The 20,260-nt window shown below is 75.6% G+C and carries 14 protein-coding genes; 7 read left to right on the top strand and 7 right to left on the bottom strand.

The features are described 5' to 3' along the window. The first annotated feature begins 162 nt into the window (after positions 1–162). The gene (locus ACTJIY_RS15915) at positions 163–2,334 is read left to right on the top strand and encodes an alpha-ketoacid dehydrogenase subunit alpha/beta (RefSeq protein WP_353708785.1); all 2,172 of its coding nucleotides are present in this window, start codon (positions 163–165) and stop codon (positions 2,332–2,334) included. Between the two features lie 20 nt (positions 2,335–2,354). Further along, positions 2,355–3,779 carry a dihydrolipoamide acetyltransferase family protein gene (locus tag ACTJIY_RS15910; protein ID WP_440674627.1) on the top strand — a complete coding sequence of 475 codons (1,425 nt, stop codon included), beginning with the start codon at positions 2,355–2,357 and terminating at the stop codon, positions 3,777–3,779. 163 nt (positions 3,780–3,942) lie between these two features. Here the strand turns inward: ACTJIY_RS15910 and ACTJIY_RS15905 are convergent, their stop codons facing one another. The 5 genes from ACTJIY_RS15905 to glgX all read right to left on the bottom strand — a co-directional run bounded on the left by ACTJIY_RS15905 (position 3,943) and on the right by glgX (position 11,687). Further along, positions 3,943–5,322 (bottom strand): iron-containing alcohol dehydrogenase, encoded by a 1,380-nt coding sequence (locus ACTJIY_RS15905; protein ID WP_253053481.1) that lies wholly within the window; start codon positions 5,320–5,322, stop codon positions 3,943–3,945. Continuing rightward, the gene (locus ACTJIY_RS15900) at positions 5,319–6,197 is read right to left on the bottom strand and encodes an HAD-IIA family hydrolase (protein ID WP_253053491.1); all 879 of its coding nucleotides are present in this window, start codon (positions 6,195–6,197) and stop codon (positions 5,319–5,321) included. The genes ACTJIY_RS15905 and ACTJIY_RS15900 overlap by 4 nt, the downstream gene beginning before the upstream one ends. Before the next feature lie 152 nt (positions 6,198–6,349). Further along, the gene (locus tag ACTJIY_RS15895; protein WP_253053493.1) at positions 6,350–7,519 is read right to left on the bottom strand and encodes a hypothetical protein; all 1,170 of its coding nucleotides are present in this window, start codon (positions 7,517–7,519) and stop codon (positions 6,350–6,352) included. Between the two features lie 58 nt (positions 7,520–7,577). Further along, positions 7,578–9,332 (bottom strand): FAD-binding dehydrogenase, encoded by a 1,755-nt coding sequence (locus ACTJIY_RS15890; protein WP_440674626.1) that lies wholly within the window; start codon positions 9,330–9,332, stop codon positions 7,578–7,580. An 84-nt stretch (positions 9,333–9,416) separates the two neighbouring features. Next, positions 9,417–11,687, bottom strand: a complete 2,271-nt coding sequence (gene glgX / locus ACTJIY_RS15885) for a glycogen debranching protein GlgX (RefSeq protein ID WP_440674646.1) — start codon at positions 11,685–11,687, stop codon at positions 9,417–9,419. Between the two features lie 204 nt (positions 11,688–11,891). Here glgX and ACTJIY_RS15880 point away from each other — a divergent pair, with 204 nt between their 5' ends. The 3 genes from ACTJIY_RS15880 to ACTJIY_RS15870 all read left to right on the top strand — a co-directional run bounded on the left by ACTJIY_RS15880 (position 11,892) and on the right by ACTJIY_RS15870 (position 16,008). Continuing rightward, positions 11,892–12,707 carry an electron transfer flavoprotein subunit beta/FixA family protein gene (locus tag ACTJIY_RS15880; RefSeq protein WP_253053505.1) on the top strand — a complete coding sequence of 272 codons (816 nt, stop codon included), beginning with the start codon at positions 11,892–11,894 and terminating at the stop codon, positions 12,705–12,707. Positions 12,708–12,720: 13 nt separating this feature from the next. After that, complete coding sequence (locus ACTJIY_RS15875; protein ID WP_353708789.1) at positions 12,721–13,728, top strand: electron transfer flavoprotein subunit alpha/FixB family protein; 1,008 nt, start codon at positions 12,721–12,723, stop codon at positions 13,726–13,728. A gap of 144 nt (positions 13,729–13,872) precedes the next feature. Further along, entirely contained in the window at positions 13,873–16,008 is a 2,136-nt protein-coding gene (locus ACTJIY_RS15870) for a PhoX family protein (protein WP_439157765.1), read from the top strand. A gap of 96 nt (positions 16,009–16,104) precedes the next feature. Here the strand turns inward: ACTJIY_RS15870 and ACTJIY_RS15865 are convergent, their stop codons facing one another. Further along, positions 16,105–17,151 carry a phosphotransferase family protein gene (locus ACTJIY_RS15865; protein ID WP_439157766.1) on the bottom strand — a complete coding sequence of 349 codons (1,047 nt, stop codon included), beginning with the start codon at positions 17,149–17,151 and terminating at the stop codon, positions 16,105–16,107. Positions 17,152–17,371: 220 nt separating this feature from the next. Here ACTJIY_RS15865 and ACTJIY_RS15860 point away from each other — a divergent pair, with 220 nt between their 5' ends. Then, positions 17,372–18,655 (top strand): cysteine desulfurase family protein, encoded by a 1,284-nt coding sequence (locus tag ACTJIY_RS15860; protein WP_440674624.1) that lies wholly within the window; start codon positions 17,372–17,374, stop codon positions 18,653–18,655. Continuing rightward, positions 18,652–19,830, top strand: coding sequence for a tRNA 2-thiouridine(34) synthase MnmA (mnmA, locus tag ACTJIY_RS15855; RefSeq protein WP_253053515.1), 1,179 nt, complete (start codon positions 18,652–18,654; stop codon positions 19,828–19,830). Before ACTJIY_RS15860 ends, mnmA begins: the two co-directional genes overlap by 4 nt. Here the strand turns inward: mnmA and ACTJIY_RS15850 are convergent. Continuing rightward, positions 19,803–20,231 carry an ester cyclase gene (locus tag ACTJIY_RS15850; protein WP_253053517.1) on the bottom strand — a complete coding sequence of 143 codons (429 nt, stop codon included), beginning with the start codon at positions 20,229–20,231 and terminating at the stop codon, positions 19,803–19,805. The genes mnmA and ACTJIY_RS15850 overlap by 28 nt on opposite strands. Positions 20,232–20,260 lie beyond the last annotated feature (29 nt).

Below are 20,260 nucleotides of genomic sequence, written 5' to 3'. Positions count from 1 at the left end.
GACATGCTCCGAGCCGGCGGTGACGCCCGCGACGAGCGACCTCGACGAGGAGACGGCGTGGGCACCGGTGCCCACGGGTCGCCTCGTCCGGGCCGTTCGTGCCGGCTCGGCCGGACAGCACCCCGTCACGCGACGGACGACACGCCCGAGGAAGGCGATCCTATGCCGAAGACCAAGGCACTCAAGCCGGCCGCCACATGGGTCGAGCTCAGCACCACGACCGCGGACTGGAAGGCCGCCGACCCGCGGCTCCTCGAGACCATGCTCGTCCAGCTCCACCTCGTGCGCGCGTTCGAGGAGGAGGTCCTCGAGCTCGCCGGGCAGAAGCTCATCAACGGTCCGGCCCACTCCTCGATCGGCCAGGAGGGCGGCGCCGTGGGCTCGGTCCTGCCTCTCGTCGCGGCGGACCAGATCAACGGCTCCCACCGCGGCCACCACCAGTTCCTCGCCAAGGCGCTCGGCTACGTCCAGCCGGACGGCTTCGACGCGCGCGCCGAGCTCGGCGACGACGTGCGCACCGTCCTCTACCGGTCCCTGTCCGAGATCGCGGGCCTCGCCGACGGCTACTGCCGCGGCCGCGGCGGGTCGATGCACCTGCAGTGGAAGGAGGCCGGGGCCATGGGCACGAACGCGATCGTGGGCGGCGCCGTCCCCTTCGCGACCGGCTTCGCCTGGGCGGACAAGCACTCCGGCACCGACAACGTCGCCGTCACCTACTTCGGGGACGGTGCGGTGAACATCGGCTCGGTGCTGGAGAGCTTCAACCTCGCCGCCGCCTGGGACCTGCCGGTCTGCTTCTTCATCGAGAACAACCAGTACGCCGTCTCGACGACGGTCGAGGAGGCGACCGGCGACCCGCGCCTGTCCGCGCGCGGGCTCGGCTTCGGCATCAAGAGCTGGCGCGTCGACGGGCAGGACACGCTCGCCGTCTACCTCGCCATGCAGCAGGCCGTCGAGCACATGCGCGCGGGCGGCGGCCCGACGATCGTCGAGGCGGACACGTACCGCTACTTCCACCAGAACGGGCCGTTCCCCGGCAGCGCGTTCGGCTACCGCGCCAAGGAGGAGGAGCAGGCGTGGCGCGACCGTGAGCCGATCCGGACCGTCGAGGCACGCGTCGTGGAGCGCGGGCTCCTCACCCCGGACGAGTGCGCGCAGGTGCGCGCGCGGGCCAAGGCCGCGATGAAGGAGATCTCCGCCTCGCTGCTCGAGCCGGTGCCCGGCGGCAAGCCTGGCCAGCAGCAGATCCGTCCCGCGCTGTGGCCCGACACCGACTTCATCGACGTCGGCATCCGCGGCGACCTGTCCGGGCTCGACGGCGCGGACGTCCGCGACGTCGCGGACTTCGGTTCCGAGGAGCTCGAGCAGCGCAAGTTCGTCGACGTCGTCGCCGACGTGATGCACCGCCGCATGTCGGCGGACGAGCGGGTCGTCGTCATGGGCGAGGACGTCCACAAGCTCAACGGCGGGTCGCGCGGCGCGACCAAGGGGCTCGGGACGGACTTCCCCGACCGCACGCTCGGCACGCCCATCGCCGAGGCCGCGTTCAGCGGCCTGGGGGGCGGCCTCGCGCTCGACGGGCGCTACTACCCGGTCGTCGAGCTCATGTACGCCGACTTCATCTGGGTCGCCGCCGACCAGCTCTTCAACCAGATCGGCAAGGCACGGCACATGTTCGGCGGCGACCACGACATGCCGCTGCTGCTGCGCATCAAGATCGGCACGGGCACCGGCTACGGCTCGCAGCACTCGATGGACCCCGCGGGCATCCTCGCGACCTCCGTCGGGTGGCGCATCGTCGCCCCGTCCACCCCGCTCGACTACGTCGGGCTGGTCAACGCGGCGATGCGGCTCAAGGACCCCGTCGCGGTGCTCGAGCACGACGCCGACCTGTACAAGGCCGTCATGGACGCGCCGAAGGACCTCGACTTCTGCCTGCCCGTCGGCAAGGCCGCGATCCGCCGGTCCGGCAGCGCCGCGACCGTCGTCTCCTACCTGTCGATGGTCCAGCGCTGCGTCGACGCCGCGGACGAGGCGGGCGTCGACGCGGAGGTCGTGGACCTGCGCTGGCTCGACCGCGCGAGCGTCGACTGGGACACGCTCGGCGAGTCGATCCGCAAGACCAACAAGGTGCTCGTCGTCGAGCAGGGCTCGGCCGGCACGTCGTACGGCGGGTGGCTCGCGGACGAGATCCAGCGGAGGTACTTCGACTGGCTCGACGCCCCGGTGACCCGCGTGCACGGCTCCGAGTCGTCGCCCAGCATCTCCAAGGTGCTGGAGCAGGCGGCGCTCGCGAGCACCGCCGACGTCGCCGCTGCGCTGCGCGCGCTCTGACCCGACCTGGAGGACGAGAGATGGCAACCTACCTGAGACTGCCCGGCGTGTCCGCCGACTCCGACGAGGCGGCGCTCGAGGGCTGGTCCGTGGAGGCCGGGCAGAAGATCGCCGCGGGCGACGTCGTGGCGACCGTCGAGACCGAGAAGGCGGTCGTCGACATCGAGTGCGACCAGGACGGCGTCGTGCACGCCCTCGTCGTCGAGGCGGGGACGCTCGTCCCCGTGGGCGACCCCATCGCGGTGCTCCTCGCGCCGGACGAGGACCCGGCCGCCGGCGACGCGCTCCTCGCGGAGCTCGGCCTCGGCCCGGCGTCCGACGCGGCGGAGCCCGCGCCGGAGCCGGCGCCGCCCGCTGTCCCGGCTGCGCAGGAGCCTGCTCCGGTCGCACCCGCCCCGACGGAGCCCGCGCCGGCGGCGCCCGCGGCCGACGCCCCGGCCGCACCGGCCGCACCGGCCGGGCCGGGCGCGAACGGCGGGCGGATCTTCGCGAGCCCGCTCGCGCGCCGGATGGCTCGCGACGCGGGGCTCGGGCTCGACCAGCTCGACGGCACCGGCCCCGGCGGTCGCATCGTGCGCGACGACGTCCTGCGCGCGATCGCCGCCGCGCAGTCGCCGGCGGCGGCGACCGCGGCCCCGGCAGAGGCGCCCGAGGCGCCGCGACCTGCGACGACGTGCGCGACCCGGGTCGCGAGCGCCCCCGCCGAGCCGCCCGTGGCGGCGACCGCGGCGACGGGCGCACCCGCCGTGCGGACGTCGGCGTACGGGCCGTACGAGGAGGTCCCGCACTCGAAGCTGCGTCGTCTCGTGGCCTCGCGGCTGCAGGCGAGCAAGCAGGAGGCGCCGCACTTCTACCTGCGCGCGCGGGTCCGGGTCGACGAGTTGCTCGCGCTGCGCGCGACCGTCAACGCCTCGTCGCCCGTGCGCGTCTCGGTCAACGACTTCTTCGTCCGGGCGGCGGCGCGCGCCCTCGTCGACGTGCCCGAGATGAACGTCGTGTGGACGCCCGACGCCGTGCTGCGCTTCGAGCGCGCCGACGTCTCGGTGGCGGTGGCCTCCGAGCGCGGGCTCGTGACGCCGGTGGTGCGCGGGGCGGACTCGCTCTCGCTCGGTGCGCTCTCGACGGCCGTCAAGGACCTCGTCGCGCGCGCCGGTGAGGGCCGTCTGCAGCAGGACGAGCTCGAGGGCGGTGCGCTGACCGTGACGAACCTCGGCATGTACGGCGTCCGGGAGTTCGACGCGATCATCAACCCTCCGCAGGTGGGCATCCTCGCGGTGGGGGCGGCGGTCGCGGAGCCGGTCGTCGTGGACGGCGAGGTCCAGGTCGCGACGGTCGCGCACCTGACGCTGTCGGTCGACCACCGCCCGGTCGACGGCGTGGTGGCGGCCCGCTTCCTCGCCCGTCTCACGGAGATCGTGGAGAACCCGTTGCAGGCGCTCGTCTGACGGCGACCGTGCCGCGACGGCCCGCACCCCGACCGGGGTGCGGGCCGTCGTCGTCTCCCGCGGCGTCGCACGACGCGCGCCGGGGGCCGCGCACCCGGTCGCCGCGGGACGACGAAGGGCCGCACCCGCCGGGTGCGGCCCTTCGCCGTGGAGGAGGGGACTCTCAGAGGCCGCCGCCGTGGCGTGCGGCGAGCGCCAGCACCTCGTCGAGCAGGGCGTCGTCCCACAGGCCGGCGAGCAGGAGCAGGTCGGGGAGCGTGAAGCGGTCCCGCATCAGGGGCAGCGAGCGCAGGACCCAGCGCACCTCGTCCTCGCCCACGGTGGGCGTGAGCTCGGAGAACCGCGTCGGCGCGCCCCAGGCCCGCAGCACGTCCGCCGGGACGGCCGGGTCGGCCGTGAGCCCGCGCAGGGTCGCGCGGTGCTCGTCCCAGGCGTCGACGGCGGCCCGCGCCGCGTCCTGCCGCTCGGCCCAGAGCGCGAGCTTGCGCTCCACGGCGGTCCAGCACTCGGCGCCCACGCGTCCGCTCGGGTCGACGACGGCCCACGTGGCCGCGACGCGCCCGCGCAGGTCGGTCGGCGGGGAGAGCACCGCGGTCTCCAGCGCGGCGCGGTCGAGCCGGTCGAGCGCCAGCTGCCACAGGCTCGCCGCGACGACCGTCGCGACGCCGACCTGGGCGCCGTGGAGATCGTGCGGCTCGTCGCGCGCCATGGCCGCCATGTCGAGGAGGTGGCTCATGAGGTGCTCGGAGCCCGAGAGGGGCGCGGTCGTGCCGCAGATCCCGATCGACAGGCCACCCACGGTGAGCGCGTCGACGAGCGCGGAGAGCGCCTCGGCGGACCCGGCCGGGTGGGCGCGCAGCCGGGCGACCGCCTCCTGCACGGGCCGGAACACCTCGGGGTCGTACCCGGCGTCCATGCCGAACGCGCCGGCCAGGTACCAGTCGGCGGGCGCGGTCCAGGTCGCGGCCGCGTCGCCGACGCCGGAGCGCGTGAGGTGCGGGGGCGCGGCGGCGAGCACGTCGTGGTCGACGAGCAGCGCGGCGGGCCAGGCCGTCGGGGCGGTCCGCTTGGCGCCGTTGCGCACGAGCACGGACAGCGCGTCGGAGTAGCCGTTGACGGACGCCGCGCACTGGACGACCACGAGGCGCGCCCCGGTCGCGGCGACGACCGCCTTCGCGAGGTCGGTGACCGTGCCGCCGCCCGTCGCGACGACGACGTCGTAGCCCTGGCAGCCGATCGTCGCGGCGTCGACGGTGTCCTCGTCGAGCACGACGCCGTGCGCCGTGCGGCGGACAAGGGTGTCGTCGACGAACGTCGTCCCGGCCCGCGGGGACGACGCGAGCCGGAGCACGGTCGCGACCACGTCCCTCCCGTCGTGCACGATCCGCGCGCCGTCGTGGAGCACCGTGACGCGGCGCGCGTCGAGCCGGCGCAGGACGTCGGGCAGCGCGTCGAGCGCGCCGGGCGCGGAGACGACGTCCTGCAGGGGGAGCGCGCGGAAGGCGGCCGGCAGCGCGGTGGCCTCGCTCGGCGTCGTCGTCATGCCCGCACCTCCCGCCGGGCCACGTCCCACAGGTGGCCCGCGGGCTGGAGCAGGTCGTCGACGCGCTCGAGCAGGAGCGTCGGTGCCTGCGCCGCGGGCGTGCGCAGCGCGGTCGCACGGTCGGTCTCGCCGGTCAGGACGAGCGCGGACGTCATGCCCGTCGCGTGGGCGAACGCGACGTCCGTGCTGAGGCGGTCGCCCACCATGACGGTCGTCGCGGGGTCCAGCCCGGTCTCGGCCGCGATGATCTCCAGGAACGCCGGGTCGGGCTTGCCGAAGACCGCCTCGCACGCGACGCCGGTCGCGGCGGTGATCGCGGCGACGACCGACGCGCAGTCGGGCTCGCCGCGGCCGCCCGGGAACGGGCAGAACCGGTCGGGGTTCGTCGCGACGAAGCGCGCGCGGCCGTGGACGAACAGCGTGTCGAACGCGACCTGGAGCTTGCGGTAGTCGAACGAGCGGTCGTACGACGCGACGACGAGGTCGATCTTCTCGGGGTCGTCGCTGATCGTGCAGCCCTCGGCGAGGAGCGCGTCGACGAGCGGCTGCTCGGAGATCGGGAAGACCGTGGCGCCGGGGGCGTGCGCGCGCACCCACGCCACGGTCGCGACGAGGCTCGTGTAGACGTCCTCGTGGCCCGTGGGGATGCCGAGTCGCGTGAGCTTGTCGGCGTAGTCCTGCGGGCTGCGCGTGGGGTTGTTGCTCACGAAGAGCACGCGCGCGCCCTGCGCGCGGAGGGTCGAGACGAGCTCCGCGGCGCCGGGCAGGAGGTCGGTGCCGAGGTAGATCGTGCCGTCGAGGTCGAACAGGTAGGTGTCGAAGTGCCGGTGCGCCGCGCGTCCTGGCGCCTCGCGTGTCGTGGAGGTCAGAGGCATGGTGCTCCTCGTCGAGCCGGTCGGGCGGGCAGCACTGCACCGCTCCATACCGCGTAGGGTGTGTACAGACGTGTCTGTACAACCTTCGCCCGAGGGATGCCCCCTGTCAAGCAGCCGGGGTCGTCGCGGGTCCGTCGCGGGTGCGGTGCGGGTCAGCGGCGGTCGGCCGCGAGCAGGTCGAGGTAGCGGGCCCGGACCGCGAGCACGTCACGCAGCTGCGTCTCGATGCCGTCCACGAACTCCTCGCGGTACACGGCGTCGACCTGGACGGAGATGGCGTAGTACAGGCCGGTGAACGTCGCGATCGCGACCGAGACGCGCACGAGCGTCTGCGTGACCACGAGGTCCGCGCCCCCGACACCGCCCCCGCCGGCGAGCGAGAGCGTCCGCCGCCACGTGCCGCCGTCGACGTCCCACAGGGCCATGACCTCGGGCGTGACGGTGAGCGTCCCGAGGGCCATGAAGAACACGCCCATGCCGAGGCTCACCACGAGGACCTGCAGGAGCTGGCTCGTGGCGATCATCGTCGCGAGGTTCGCCGTCTGCCCGCGGCTGAACCGGGCCGCCCGCTCGCGCCCGGGCACGTCCCCCGCCGACCCGGCGAGCGCCGCGCGGGCCTCGGCCGGGGAACGCAGGCCGACGAACAGCACGACGAGCAGCGCGAAGAACGCGCCGAGGGCGACGTCGGCGACGCCGTGCGTGCGGTCGAACACCTGCCAGACCTCGGCGTTGTAGAACAGCACGAGCGAGAACACGAGCAGCAGGGGCAGGAGCCGCACGAGCCGCAGGAGCGCGGCGCCGAGCTCGTCGGTCACGCGCGCGAGCCCCCACCACAGCGACGACAGCACGCCGTACCCGACGACGACGCGCACCACGCCCAGCAGCACGAGGTTCCCGACGGCCGTGAGCAGCGCGTCGCCCCACTGGCCCCCGAAGACGACCGGCAGCAGCGCGGGCACGAGCACGAAGAACGCGAGCTCGGGGACCCCGACGGACTGCGGCAGGGTCGACCACGGGCGCCCGCGCAGCACGTTGAGGCCCGCGTACGCCGCGGCGAGGATCGCGGCGCCGCCGACGAGCGCGAGCGCGTTCGCCCAGGCGGGCCAGCCGGACCGGATCGCGCCGCTCAGCTCGGCGAGCAGCACGACGAGCAGGAACGGCGCCGAGCGCCCGAACACGTCGCGGTCGAGCGAGTGGCCCTCCACGAGGAGCGGGAGCCCGTTGCGGCGGAAGACGCGCTCGCACGCACGGGCGTCGAGGTGGTCGACCGCGGCGGGTGCGCCGGGTGCCGCAGTGGGGGACGCGTCGTCGGGCACGGTCATGGTCGCCGACCCTAGCGGCCGGGCACCCGCGCCCGGCGCAGGCCCGCCGCGCCTCGCCTCAGCCGAGCTCGGCCGCGAGGCTGCGGCCGGCGACGCGGCCGGAGTACAGGCACCCGCCGAGGAACGTGCCCTCCAGCGCGCGGTGCCCGTGCACCCCGCCGCCGCCGAAGCCCGCCGCCTCGCCCGCGGCCCACAGGCCGGGCAGCACGGAGCCGTCGGCGCGCAGCACGCGCGCGGACGTGTCGGTCCACAGCCCGCCGAGCGTCTTGCGCGTGAGCACGGACAGGCGCACGGCGAGCAGCGGGCCGTCCTTCGGCGTCGTGAGCGGGCGCGGGGGCGAGACGCGGATGAGCCGGTCGACGCGGTAGCGGCGCGCCATCGCCGTCGCGACGACCTGCGGATCCTTGCCGAGGCCGGTGCGGACCTGCTCGTCGCGCAGATGGACGATGCGCGCGAGGGCGTCGGCGTCGACGTGGCCGCGCGAGCCCGGGGTCGCGTCCACGAGCGCGTTCATCCCGGCCGCGAGCTCCTCGGGCGTGTCGGCCCACACGAACTCGGGCGACTGTTCCGCGAAGCGTGCCACCGGCCCCACGGCGCCCGGCAGCACGCGCTGCGCGAGCAGCCGGACGTCCTTGCCGGTGAGGTCGGGGTTCTGCTCGGAGCCCGACAGCGCGAACTCGGTCTCCATGATCGCCTTGTTGAGCACGAACCAGGAGTGGTCGTCGCCGCGCTCGGTGACGTGCTGGAGCGCGCCGAGCGCGTCGAACCCGGGGAACAGCGGGGCGGGCAGCCGGTTGCCGTCGGCGTCGAGCCACAGCGAGCTCGGCCCCGGCAGGATGCGGATCCCGTGGTCCGTCCACACCGGCGAGTGGTTCGCGATCCCCTCCGGGTAGTGCCACATGCGGTCCTCGTGCACCAGGGCCGCGCCCGCGTCGGCGGCGACGCCGATCATGAGCCCGTCGGTCGAGTCGGGGACGCCGGACAGCATGCGGGCGGGCAGCCGGCCCGCCGCCTGCGGCCAGCGGGAACGCACGAGCTCGTGGTTCGCGCCGATGCCGCCCGACGTCACGACGACGGCGCTCGCCGCGATCTCGACCTCGCCGACGACCTCGCGCGACGACGGCGCGCCGCGCTCGACGTCCGACGGCGCGAGGACCTCCGCGCGCACGCCCGTCACCGCGCCGTCGGTCACGACGAGCGACGTGACCCGGTGCCGGAACCGCAGGTCGAGCAGGCCCGCGGCCCGGGCGTCGAGCGCGGCGCGGACGAACGGCTCGAGGATGCCCGGCCCGGTGCCCCAGGTGACGTGGAACCGGGGGACGGAGTTGCCGTGGGCGCCGGCCGCGGACCCCTCGGCGCCCGAGCGCACCGGGTACCCGCCGCGCTCGGCCCACTGCACGAGCGGGAACCACCGCACGCCCTTGTCGTGCAGCCAGCCGCGCATCTTCCCGGCCGCGAAGTCGACGAACCCGCGCGCCCAGGCGTACCCGTGGCGGTCGGGGCCCTCGCCGCGGTCCGCGCCGGGCGCGAACCGCGCGGACCCGAGCCAGTCGTCGAACGCGAGCTCGGCGGAGTCCGTGACGCCCATGCGCCGCTGCTCGGGCGAGCCGACGAGGAACAGGCCGCCGAACGACCACCACGCCTGGCCGCCGAGGCTCGCGGCCGGCTCCTGGTCGAGCAGGACGACGCGGCGCCCCGCCGCGGTGAGCTCGGCCGCCGCGACGAGGCCGGCGAGGCCGGCCCCCACGACGACGACCTCGGGGTCCTCGATCCTGGGGGAGCTGACGGGGGAGTCGACCGCGCTGTCACTCATGCGGGAAGAGTAGAGCACGTGTCCAGACCTGGGCGGGCCCGGTGGGCGCGTGCGACCACGCCTCTACCTCGCGCGACCACGCCTCTACCTCGGCGGGGTGGAGACGTAGACGCGCAGGCTCAGGGCCTCGAGCCCGACGACGTCGCCCGCGCGGGCGCTGCCGTCGCCGTTCGCGCGGTCCCGGTCGTCGGGGTGCTCCCAGTCGGAGTCCCACGCGAGGTCCCAGCGCTCGGGGTCGGCGCCGGCCGCCGCGCGCACGCCCGGGAGCGTGACGTCCACGGGGTCGAGGGCGCCGGCGAGGACGACCAGCACGTCGGCGTCGCCGGGCTCGGGCGCGGTCCGCAGCATCTGGAGCGTCCGGACGGCGGGGTCGTGCCACGCCGCGTGGTCCAGGAGCTCGCCGTCGGCGTCGAACCACACGAGGTCGGGCACGCCGACGCCGTCCGCCCCGTGCCGCGTCGCGGCGTCCGTCGTGGCCCCCGTGGCACGGGGCCGTCCGGTGAAGAACGTGTCGGGCCGCAGCGCGGGGTGCGCGCGCCGCAGGGCGAGGAGGTACCGCGCCGTCGCGAGCAGGTCCTCGCGCCACGGCGAGAGGTCCCACGAGACCCAGGACGTCTCGTCGTCCTGCACGTAGGCGTTGTTGTTGCCGCGCTGCGTCCGGCCCATCTCGTCGCCCGCGGTGAGCATGGGGGTGCCCGCGGCGAGGACGAGCGTCGCGAGGAGGTTGCGGATCGACCGGCGGCGCAGGGGCGCGATCTCCACGCCGAGCCCGAGCGCGTCGAGCCCGGCGCCACCGCCCGCCCGTGCGTCCGTGGCCACGACCGGGCCCTCGAGGCCGTGGTTCCACGACCGGTTGTCGTCCGTCCCGTCGCGGTTGTCCTCGCCGTTCGCGAGGTTGTGCTTGTGGTCGTACGCGACCAGGTCGGCGAGCGTGAACCCGTCGTGCGCGGTCACGTAGCTCACCGACGCGACGGGTCCGCGCAGCAGCGGCGGGTCGGAGTGGCCGAACAGGTCGGCCGAGCCCGCGAGCCGGGTCGCGAGGTCGCGCACGCCGTGGCCGGGACGCCCGTGGGACGCCTCGCGCGCGTCGGCGAGCCAGAACTGGCGCGCCGCGTCGCGGAACCGGTCGTTCCACTCGGCGAGCGGCGGCGGGAACTGCCCGGTCCGCCAGCCGCCCGGTCCCACGTCCCACGGCTCCGCGACGAGCTTGAGCCCGCACAGCACCGGGTCCGTCTGGAGGGCGACGAGGAACGGGTGGTCGGGGTCGAACCCGGATGCTCCGCGCCCGAGCGTGACCGCGAGGTCGAACCGGAACCCGTCGACCCCCACGACCTCGGCCCAGTACCGCAGCGAGTCCAGGGCGGCCCGCACCACGGCGGGTCGCCGGAAGTCGAGCGAGTTGCCCGTCCCGGTGACGTCGGCGAGGCGTGCGGGCGAGCCGCCGTCGTGCAGGTAGTACCCGGCGTTGTCCAGCCCGCGCCACGACAGGTGGTAGCCGTCCGCGCCGCCCTCGCACGTGTGGTTGTGCACGACGTCGAGCAGCACCTCGATCCCCGCCTCGTGCAGCAGGTGGACCATGCCGCGCACCTCGTCGAGGACGGCGCCCGGCCCGGCCTCCTGGGCGGCGCGCGTCGCGTACGCGGCGTGGGGCGCGAAGAACCCGAGGGTCGAGTAGCCCCAGTAGTTGGTGCGCCCGCTCGCGAGCAGGTGCGGCTCGGGCACGTTCGCGTGCACCGGGAGCAGCTCGACCGTCGTCACGCCGAGCGACCGCAGGTGCTCGATCGTCGCCGGGTGCGCGACGCCCGCGTACGTGCCGCGCAGGTGCTCGGGCAGGGCCTCGAGCCGCTGCGTGAGGCCGCGCACGTGCGCCTCGTAGACCACGGTGTCGCGCCAGGGGACGCGCGGTCGGGGCGCCAGCGCGCCCGCGGGCTCGGCCACGACCACCGCGTGCGGGACGAACGGCAGCGAGTCGCGCGCGTCGGCCGGGCCGTACGGGTCGTCGCCGACCTGCCCGTGGATCGCGGGGTCGTCGACGAGCTCTCCCACGAGGCCTCGCGCGTACGGGTCGACGAGCAGCTTCGCGGGGTTGTGCCGCAGCCCGGCGGCGGGGTCCCAGGGCCCGTGGACGCGGAACCCGTAGCGCTGCCCGGCGCGGACGCCCGGGACGTGGGCGTGCCAGACGCCGTACGCCGGCCCGGCGAGCGGGACGCGGCGCTCGCGGTAGCGGGCGGGGTCGTGCGCGGGCAGCGCGTCGTCGACGACGTCGACGAGGCACAGCTCGACGGCGGTCGCGTGCGACGCGAGGACGGCGACGTCGACGCCGTCGCCCACCACGCGGACGCCGAGCGGCGGCACGAGGGCGTGCCGGTCGACGCGTCCCGGCGCGGCCGGGAGCGCGGGCTCGCCGGTGGCCGGGGGGAGGGGGCTCGGGTCGGGGGGCACGTGCACCCGTCCATTGTGGCGGGTGTCACCGGCTCCTCCCGCCGCCCGCCGGTAGGCTTCCCCGAGCGGGCCGGGAACCTCTCCGGCCGACCGCCCAGCGCACAGGGAGAGCAGCCGATGCGGATCGTCGTCGCCGTGAAGTACGTCCCGGACATCCACGCCGACCGGGGCTTCGAGGGCGGGCGCGTCGTGCGCCGGGCCGACGAGGGGACGCTCAACGAGCTCGACGAGAACGCGGTCGAGGCCGCGCTGCGCCTCAAGGAGGCGCTGCCCGAGGCCGAGCGCGAGACCAGCGAGGTGATCGTCCTCACGGTGGCCGGGCCGGACGCCGACGGCGCCGTGCGCCGCTCCTACCAGCTCGGCGCGGACCGCGGCGTGCGCGTGAGCGACGACGCGATCGCGGGCTCCGACTACTTCGGCACCGCGCGCGTGCTCGCCGCCGCGGTGCGCCGCCTCGCGGACGAGGCGCCGGTGGACGTCGTCGTGACCGGCATGGCGGCGCTCGACGGGCTCGGCTCGGTCGTCCCGGCGCTCCTGTCGGCGGAGCTCGGGCTGCCGCAGCTCACGCTCGCCGGGAAGCTCGAGGTCGAGGGGGAGCCGGGCGCACGCAGCGCGCGCGTGACGCGCGAGCTCGACGGCGTCGAGGAGGTCCTCGAGGCGCCGCTCCCCGCCGTGGTGTCCGTGACCGACCACGCGAACGACCCGCGCATGCCCAACTTCAAGCTCATCATGGCGGCGCGCACGCGCCCGGTGGAGGCGTGGACCCTCGCCGACCTCGGCGTCGACCCGGCGCTCGTCGGCGACGCCGGCGCGCGCACGCGCGTGACCGACGCGTCGCCCCGCCCACCGCGTCCCGACGCCGAGATCGTCGTCGACAAGGGCGAGGGCGGACGCGCCCTGGCCGAGTTCCTCATCCGCAACGACCTGGTCTGAGAGGCGTCCGCCCATGAGCACCCCCGGGACCCGTACCGTCCTCGTCCTCCTCGACTCCGCCGGCACCGAGCTGCGCTCGCCCGTGCTGGAGCTGATCACCGTCGGCCGCTCGCTCGGGCGCGTCGAGGCCGTCGCGCTGGAGGCGCCGAGCGTCGACGTCCTCGCCCAGCTCGGCGCCCACGGCGTCGCGCTCGTGCGCCAGGCCGAGCCGTCGTCGGGCGGGGAGGTCGTGACCGGTGACGCGCTGCACCTGACGCCCGTCGTGGCCGAGGTCCTCGCCGCCGCGGCGCGCGCGTCCCACGCCGACGCCGTCCTGCTCACGTCGTCCTTCCCGAACAAGGAGGCGGCGGCGCGCCTCGCGTTCCTCACCGAGGCCGGCCTTGTCGTCGACGCGTCCGCGCTGACCGACGGCGGCACGCACCTCGTCGCGGACAAGCGCGTCTTCGCGGGGTCGTGGGACGTGCGCAGCGAGATCCTCACCGACCCCGCGGTGCTCACGCTGCGCGCCAACTCCGTCGTCCCGCAGCCCGCGGACGCGGCCGTCGCGACCGACGTCGAGGCGCTGCGCGTCGAGCTCTCGCCCGCTGCGACCGCGGCGCGCGTCGTGTCCCGCACGGTCGACGAGTCGGCCGGCGCAGGTCGCCCGGCGCTCGGCGAGGCGGCGATCGTCGTCGCCGGGGGTCGTGGCACCAACGGCGACTTCGGCCCCGTCACCGAGCTCGCCGACGCGCTCGGCGCGGCCGTGGGCGCGACGCGCGACGCCGTCTACGAGGGCTGGCACGACCAGTTCGTCGGCCAGACGGGCGTCACCGTCGCCCCGCGCCTGTACATCGGCGCGGGCATCTCCGGCGCCCCTCACCACCGCGGCGGCATGCAGGCCTCGCAGGTGATCGTCGCGGTGAACAACGACCCGGAGTGCCCGCTGTTCGAGATCTCGGACTTCGCGGTCGTGGGCGACCTCGCGGACGTGCTGCCCCAGGCGGCCGAGGTGCTGCGCGAGCACCGCGCGTCGCAGGGGTAGCCGGTCGCCGCCCAGCGGGCGACCAGCCGGTGCCGAGAGTTCACCCGGCGTCCTCCGGGCGGTGGCCCGCTGGTCACCGATCGTTCCTAGCGTCGGGCCGACTCCCCGGTGACGGGGAGGCCCCCCGACCCGTGGAGACGACCGATGACGATCACGCCTGCCCCTGAGCATCGCCCCCTGCTCTCCGTCGCGCCGCACGCGCGCGGCAAGCGCAGCCCCGTCACCTGCCGGCTGAAGTGCGCGGACGCGTGCTCGCACCCGGTCCCCAACGAGAGCGCCAACGAGACGTTCCGCGACGTCGTCGCCGGCGCGATGTCGCGCCGTGCGCTGCTCGGCGGCCTCGCGGTCGGTGCCGCCGCCGTCGTGCTCGGCGCGCAGACCGTCGGCGCCGCGCCCGCCGCCGCCCAGGGGCTGCCCGGCCACGGTGGCGGCCACGGCGGTGGGCGCCCGCAGAAGGGGCTCGCCTTCGGCGCGATCTCGCCCCAGCCCGCGGCGCGCGACGCGTTCGTCGTCCCCGAGGGCTACCGGTGGCGGCCCGTGATCCGCTGGGGCGACCCGATCCTGCGCGGCGCCCAGCCGTTCGACGTCGCTCGCCAGACGCCCGAGGCCCAGGCGGGACAGTTCGGCTACAACAACGACTACCTCGACATCCTGCCGTTCGAGCGCCAGCACGCCCTCGCGGGCGCCCAGGGCAAGGGCAAGGGCCCCGGCCGGGGCACGCGCGGCCTGCTGGTCGCGAACCACGAGTACACCAACCCGGCGATCATGTTCGACGCCTCGTACGACGCCCCGACGCGGCGGGCCATCGAGCGCGCCGCGCACGGCATGTCCGTCGTCGAGGTGAGCCGCCGCCGCACGGGAACCCCGTGGGACTACGTCGCGGACAGCCGGTACAACCGCCGCGTGCACCTGGCGACCGAGTTCCGCCTGACCGGTCCGGCGGCCGGCTCGGACCTCGTCAAGACCGTCGCGGACCCGTCGGGGACGCGCGTGCTGGGCACGCTCAACAACTGCGCGGGCGGCACGACCCCGTGGGGCACCGTGCTGTCGGGCGAGGAGAACTACAACGGCTACTTCCGGACGTCGGGCACGGGCCACGACGCGCGCTACGGCCTGCGCGACGCCGCGACGGGGTACGGCTGGGAGCTCGACGAACCGCGGTTCGACGCCCGCAACCCCGGCTACGAGAACGAGCCGAACCGCTTCGGCTGGATCGTCGAGATCGACCCGTACGCGCCGGACGAGCCGCCGGTGAAGCACACCGCGCTGGGCCGGTTCAAGCACGAGGGCGCCAACGTGATCCTCTCGCGCCGCGGGAACGCGGTCGCGTACATGGGCGACGACGAGCGCTTCGACTACGTCTACAAGTTCGTCTCCTCGCGCACCATGCGTCCCGGCAACAGCGACGGCGCCCGTCGCCACAACAAGACGCTGCTCACCGAGGGCTCGCTGTACGTCGCGAGGTTCCGCGGCGACTCGCCCGCGTCCGAGATCGACGGGTCGGGCGCGGTGCCGTCCGACGGCGCGTTCGACGGCCGGGGCGAGTGGGTCCCGCTCGTCCTGGACGGGCGGAGCCAGGTCCCCGGCATGAGCCTCGAGGAGGTGCTCGTCTACACGCGCGTCGCGGCGGACCAGGTCGGGGCCACGAAGATGGATCGCCCCGAGGACGTCGAGCCCAACCCGGTCACGGGCCGCGTCTACGTCGCGTGCACCAACAACACCTCGCGCGGGCCCGCGGCGGTCGAGGCCGCGACCGAGCCGAACCCCCGCAACACCAACCGCGACGGCCACGTCGTGGAGATCGTCGAGGACGGCGACGACGCCGCCGCCCTGACGTTCCGGTGGAACCTGCTGCTCGTCGCGGGCGACCCGGCGACGAACGCCTCGACCTACTTCTCGGGCTACCCGAAGGAGAAGGTCTCCCCGATCTCCTGCCCGGACAACCTCGCGTTCGACGCCGAGGGCAACCTGTGGATCTCCACCGACGGGCAGCCCAGCACGATCCAGAAGTGCGACGGCCTGTTCAAGGTCACGCTCGACGGCCGCGAGCGCGGTCGCGTCGAGCAGTTCCTCTCGGTGCCGCGCGGCGCCGAGACGTGCGGGCCGCTCGTCGACTCGGCGGACCGCATGGTCTACGTGGCGGTCCAGCACCCGGGCGAGGACGGGTCGTTCGACGCGCAGGCGTCGTACTTCCCCGACTACCTGACGCCGGGCACCCCGGTCCCGACGGGCGCGTTCGCCGGCCCGCGGCCCTCCGTCGTCCAGGTGTGGCGCGACTGACGCGCCTCCCGCACGGCCGAGGGGTCCGGCGTCGCGGCGGCGCCGGACCCCTCGTCGTCCGCCGCACCTCCGGGAGACCCGTCCCGTCCGGGAGCCTCAGAGGCCCAGGTGCTCCAGCCACGCGAGGGCGGCGACGCCCTGGGCGCGCTGGAACGCGCGCAGGCGGGGGATCGTCGGGACGGCGGGCTTGCGCGCGGAGTGCAGGAAGTACCCGGCGATCCCGGCGACGACCGACCGCAGGTCGGCGGGGTGCACGTCGCCCCCGAGCGGGTGCGCCGCGAAGGTCGACGCCGCCCACGCGCCGCCGCGCGCGCGGCGCGCCGGGTCGGCGCTCACCGTGACCGGTTCGCAGACGTCCACCACGCCCTGCATCACGACGCTCGGCAGGAACATCGCGAGGTCGAGCCACGCCGCGCCGCGCGACGCGTGCGGCCAGTCGACGACGTAGACCCTCTCCGGCGTGAGGAGGACGTTGTCGGCGCGCAGGTCGCCGTGCACGAACGACTCGCCCTCGCACGCCACGAGCGCCCCGCGCTCGGCCTCCGCGAGCGCGTCGAGGTGCGCGGCCGCCCACGGCGCGACGGCGGCCAGTCGCGGGTCGGGGTCGTCGCGCAGCGCACGCCACCCGGTCGCCATGTCGGCGAAGTCGGGCCCGGTCGGCGGCAGCCGCATCGCGCGGGCCCCCGGGACCGACGCGAGGCGGACGAGGGTGGCCAGGACCCGGTCGAGCTCGTCGGGGTCCCAGGGCGTGGCGGGCACGTGCCCGTCGACGACGGCGAACGCCAGCGCGATCCAGTCGCCGTCACCGTGGCCCCACGCGAAGCGCGGGGCGGGGACCTCGCGCGGCAGCCGTGTCGCGACCTTCGCCTCGGCGCGGTGGAGGTTGGCCGCCACGGGCTCGTCCGCGGTCCGCGCCGCCTTGACGAAGAGGCGGGAGCCGTCGTCGAACGTGAGGACGGACGCGAGCCCGGGGCTGAACCCGGCCGAGACGGAGCGCTCCTGCACGACCCGGCCGCCGGCGACCGCCTCGAGCTCGTCGCGCAGCCCGAGCGGCAGGTCTCTCCAGAGCAGGCGGCCACCGCCCGAGGCGACCGGGACGTCTCCGGCGGCCTCGACGGCGGGCGGTGCGGCGTCGTCGGGCATCGAGATGCCACTTCCCCTGTCGGTGGCTGGACGGTCTCGTCGTCGGCGCGCTCCCGTCCCGCGGCGACGTGTGGCGCGCGACGGCGGTCCTGCGACCGGGACGAGCGCCCGGCGACGGCCGGGCGCAGACCTCTGACAACCTAGCGCTTCTCGCCGCGATGTCCAGCGCCGCTCACTCCTCGGACCGGACGTGCCCGGGTGCTCCGTAGACTGGGTGATCGTGACCCACCCTTCCGGCCCCGTCCCCGCGCCGGCGGCCTACCTCGACCACGCCGCCACGACGCCGCTGTCCGTGGCGGCGCGCGAGGCCCTCGTCGACGAGCTGTCGCGCACCGGCAACCCGTCGTCGCTGCACGCCGCGGGGCGCGCCGCCCGCCGCACGGTCGAGGAGGCGCGCGAGTCGATCGCCGCGGCGCTCGGCGCGCGCCCGAGCGAGGTCGTGTTCACCGCGGGGGGCACCGAGGCGGACAACCTCGCGATCAAGGGCCTGTTCTGGGGCCGCCGCACGACCGACCCGCGCCGTCGGCGGATCGTCGTCTCGGCGGTCGAGCACCACGCGGTGCTCGACCCCGCGTTCTGGATGGCCGAGCACGCGGGCGCCGAGATCGTCCTGCTGCCCGTCGACGGCGCGGGCCGCGTGGACCTCGCCGCGCTGCGTGCCGAGGTCGCCGAGCACGCCGAGGAGATCGCGCTGATCTCCGTCATGTGGGCCAACAACGAGGTCGGGACGCTGCAGCCCGTCCAGGAGGTCGTCCAGCTCGCGCGTCCGCACGGCATCCCGGTGCACTCCGACGCGGTCCAGGCCGTCGGTCAGGTCCCGGTCGACTTCGCGGCGAGCGGTCTGGACGCGATGACCGTGTCCGGCCACAAGCTCGGCGGGCCCGTCGGCGTCGGCGCGCTCGTCACGCGGCGCGACGCGCCCCTCACCCCGGTCCTGCACGGCGGAGGCCAGGAGCGCGGCGTGCGCTCCGGCACGCTCGACGCGCCCGCGATCCGCGCGTTCGGCGTCGCCGTCGCCGAGGCCGTCGCGCACCGCGACGAGCGCGCGGCGCACCTCGCGGCGCTGCGCGACGCGCTCGTGGCGGGGGTCCGCGGGCGGGTCCCGGACGCCGTCCTCAGCGGCCCCGAGCCGGGGGCCGGCGGACGCGACGCCGCCCGCCTGCCGGGCAACGCGCACTTCACGTTCCCCGGGGCCGAGGGCGACTCGCTCCTCTACCTGCTCGACTCCGCGGGCGTGCAGGCGTCGACCGGCTCGGCCTGCCAGGCCGGCGTGCCGCAGCCGTCGCACGTGCTCCTCGCGATGGGCGTGCCGGAGCAGGACGCGCGCGGCGCGCTGCGGTTCTCGCTCGGCGTCACGTCCACGCCCGACGACGTCGCGCGCCTCCTCGACGCGCTGCCCGCCGCCGTCGAGCGAGCGCGGGCGGCGGGTCTCGCGTCCGGCCCGACGCGTGCCGCTGCTCCGACCCGCACCGCGGTCCCGACCCGCGCGGGCGGTGCCGCGTGAGGGTCCTCGCCGCCATGTCGGGCGGCGTCGACTCGGCCGTCGCCGCGGCGCTCGCGGTCGAGGCGGGGCACGAGGTCGTGGGCGTCCACATGGCGCTGTCGCGCAACCGCGACCAGTTCCGCACCGGGTCGCGCGGGTGCTGCTCGATCGAGGACGCGGGGGACGCGCGGCGCGCAGCCGACGTGCTCGGCATCCCGTACTACGTGTGGGACCTCTCGGAGCGGTTCGAGGACACGGTCGTCGCCGACTTCCTCGCCGAGTACGAGGCCGGGCGCACGCCCAACCCGTGCGTGCGGTGCAACGAGCACATCAAGTTCGAGGCGCTGCTCGACAAGGCGACGGCGCTCGGCTTCGACGCCGTCGCGACGGGCCACTACGCGCGCGTCGTGACGCGCGACGTGCCCGACGCGTCCGCCTCGGGCGGGGTGCGCAGCGTGCGGGAGCTGCACCGCTCCCCGAACGAGGCGAAGGACCAGTCCTACGTGCTCGCCGTCATGGGGCCGGAGCGCCTCGCGCGCGCGATGTTCCCGCTCGGGGACTTCGCGTCGAAGGACGAGGTGCGCGCCGAGGCGGCGCGGCGCGGGCTGTCGGTGTCCGCGAAGCCCGACTCGTACGACATCTGCTTCGTCGCCGACGGCGACACGCAGGGCTTCCTCCGCGACCGCCTGGGCGCGCGCCCGGGCGAGATCGTCGACGCGGAGGGGACGGTGCTCGGCGAGCACGACGGCGCCTACGCGTACACCGTCGGCCAGCGCAAGGGCCTCGGCATCGACCGCCCCGCGCCGGACGGTCGCCCGCGGTACGTGCTCGACGTGCAGCCCGCGAGCAACCGTGTGGTCGTCGGCCCGGCCGAGCTGCTGAGCGTCGACCGCATCGAGGCCGGCGCGGCGGTCTGGTTCGACGGCGCGCGCCCGGCGCCGGGGGAGCGCGCCGACGTCGAGGTGCAGGTCCGCGCGCACGGTGCGCCGGTCGCGGCCCGGGTCCGGGCCGCCGGCGACGCGATGGAGGTCGAGCTCACGGGCACGACGCTCCGCGGGGTCGCGGCCGGGCAGTCGCTCGTCGTCTACGACGGGCCGCGCGTGCTCGGCCAGGCCACGGTGGACCGTGCCTACCGCGCGGCGGCACGGTCGGCAGACCGGTCGGCCGGTCAGCCGACGCCGACGGGCGCGGGGTGAGCGAGCGCGCGCACGAGAGCCGACTCGTCGCGCACGCACCAGTGCTCGACCTCCTGGCCCTCGGCGAAGCGCAGCACATGCATCTCGCGCACCCGGAAGCGCCGCCCCGTCGGCGCGACGCCGCGGAAGAACCCGGTGTGACGCGCGCTGAGCTCGACGTGCAGCGCGACGAGGTCGCCCTCCGCGACGGCGTGCAGGACCTCGACGCGCTGGTCCTCGAACGCCTCGTCGTACCAGTGCATCATCGCGAGGAGGGCGTCGACGCCGCCCTCGCAGCCCGGCGAGGTGTCGTGGTTGCGGAACCCGGGCCCGAGCAGCGTCGCGAGCGCGTCGCCGTGGTTGCCGGGGATCGCCCGCGTGTGCACGGCGACCGCCGTGGCCTTGTTCTCGTGCGTGCCCATGTCGGAGCCCTTCCGCACACCCTCGTGCT

It is taken from the genome of Cellulosimicrobium sp. 22598 (assembly GCF_052044445.1).
In the GTDB taxonomy this organism is placed as follows: domain Bacteria; phylum Actinomycetota; class Actinomycetes; order Actinomycetales; family Cellulomonadaceae; genus Cellulosimicrobium; species Cellulosimicrobium cellulans_G.
Note: the sequence above shows the minus strand (reverse complement) of the source record. Positions and strands in the feature narration are given on the sequence as shown.

Coding starts and splice junctions, on each gene's coding strand:
- ACTJIY_RS15880 (WP_253053505.1), top strand. CDS start 11,892: ATGCGGATCGTCGTCGCCGTGAAGTACGTCCCGGACATCCACGCCGAC.
- ACTJIY_RS15910 (WP_440674627.1), top strand. CDS start 2,355: ATGGCAACCTACCTGAGACTGCCCGGCGTGTCCGCCGACTCCGACGAG.
- ACTJIY_RS15875 (WP_353708789.1), top strand. CDS start 12,721: ATGAGCACCCCCGGGACCCGTACCGTCCTCGTCCTCCTCGACTCCGCC.
- ACTJIY_RS15915 (WP_353708785.1), top strand. CDS start 163: ATGCCGAAGACCAAGGCACTCAAGCCGGCCGCCACATGGGTCGAGCTC.
- ACTJIY_RS15890 (WP_440674626.1), bottom strand. CDS start 9,332: ATGAGTGACAGCGCGGTCGACTCCCCCGTCAGCTCCCCCAGGATCGAG.
- ACTJIY_RS15900 (WP_253053491.1), bottom strand. CDS start 6,197: ATGCCTCTGACCTCCACGACACGCGAGGCGCCAGGACGCGCGGCGCAC.
- ACTJIY_RS15895 (WP_253053493.1), bottom strand. CDS start 7,519: ATGACCGTGCCCGACGACGCGTCCCCCACTGCGGCACCCGGCGCACCC.
- ACTJIY_RS15870 (WP_439157765.1), top strand. CDS start 13,873: ATGACGATCACGCCTGCCCCTGAGCATCGCCCCCTGCTCTCCGTCGCG.
- ACTJIY_RS15865 (WP_439157766.1), bottom strand. CDS start 17,151: ATGCCCGACGACGCCGCACCGCCCGCCGTCGAGGCCGCCGGAGACGTC.
- ACTJIY_RS15905 (WP_253053481.1), bottom strand. CDS start 5,322: ATGACGACGACGCCGAGCGAGGCCACCGCGCTGCCGGCCGCCTTCCGC.
- ACTJIY_RS15850 (WP_253053517.1), bottom strand. CDS start 20,231: ATGGGCACGCACGAGAACAAGGCCACGGCGGTCGCCGTGCACACGCGG.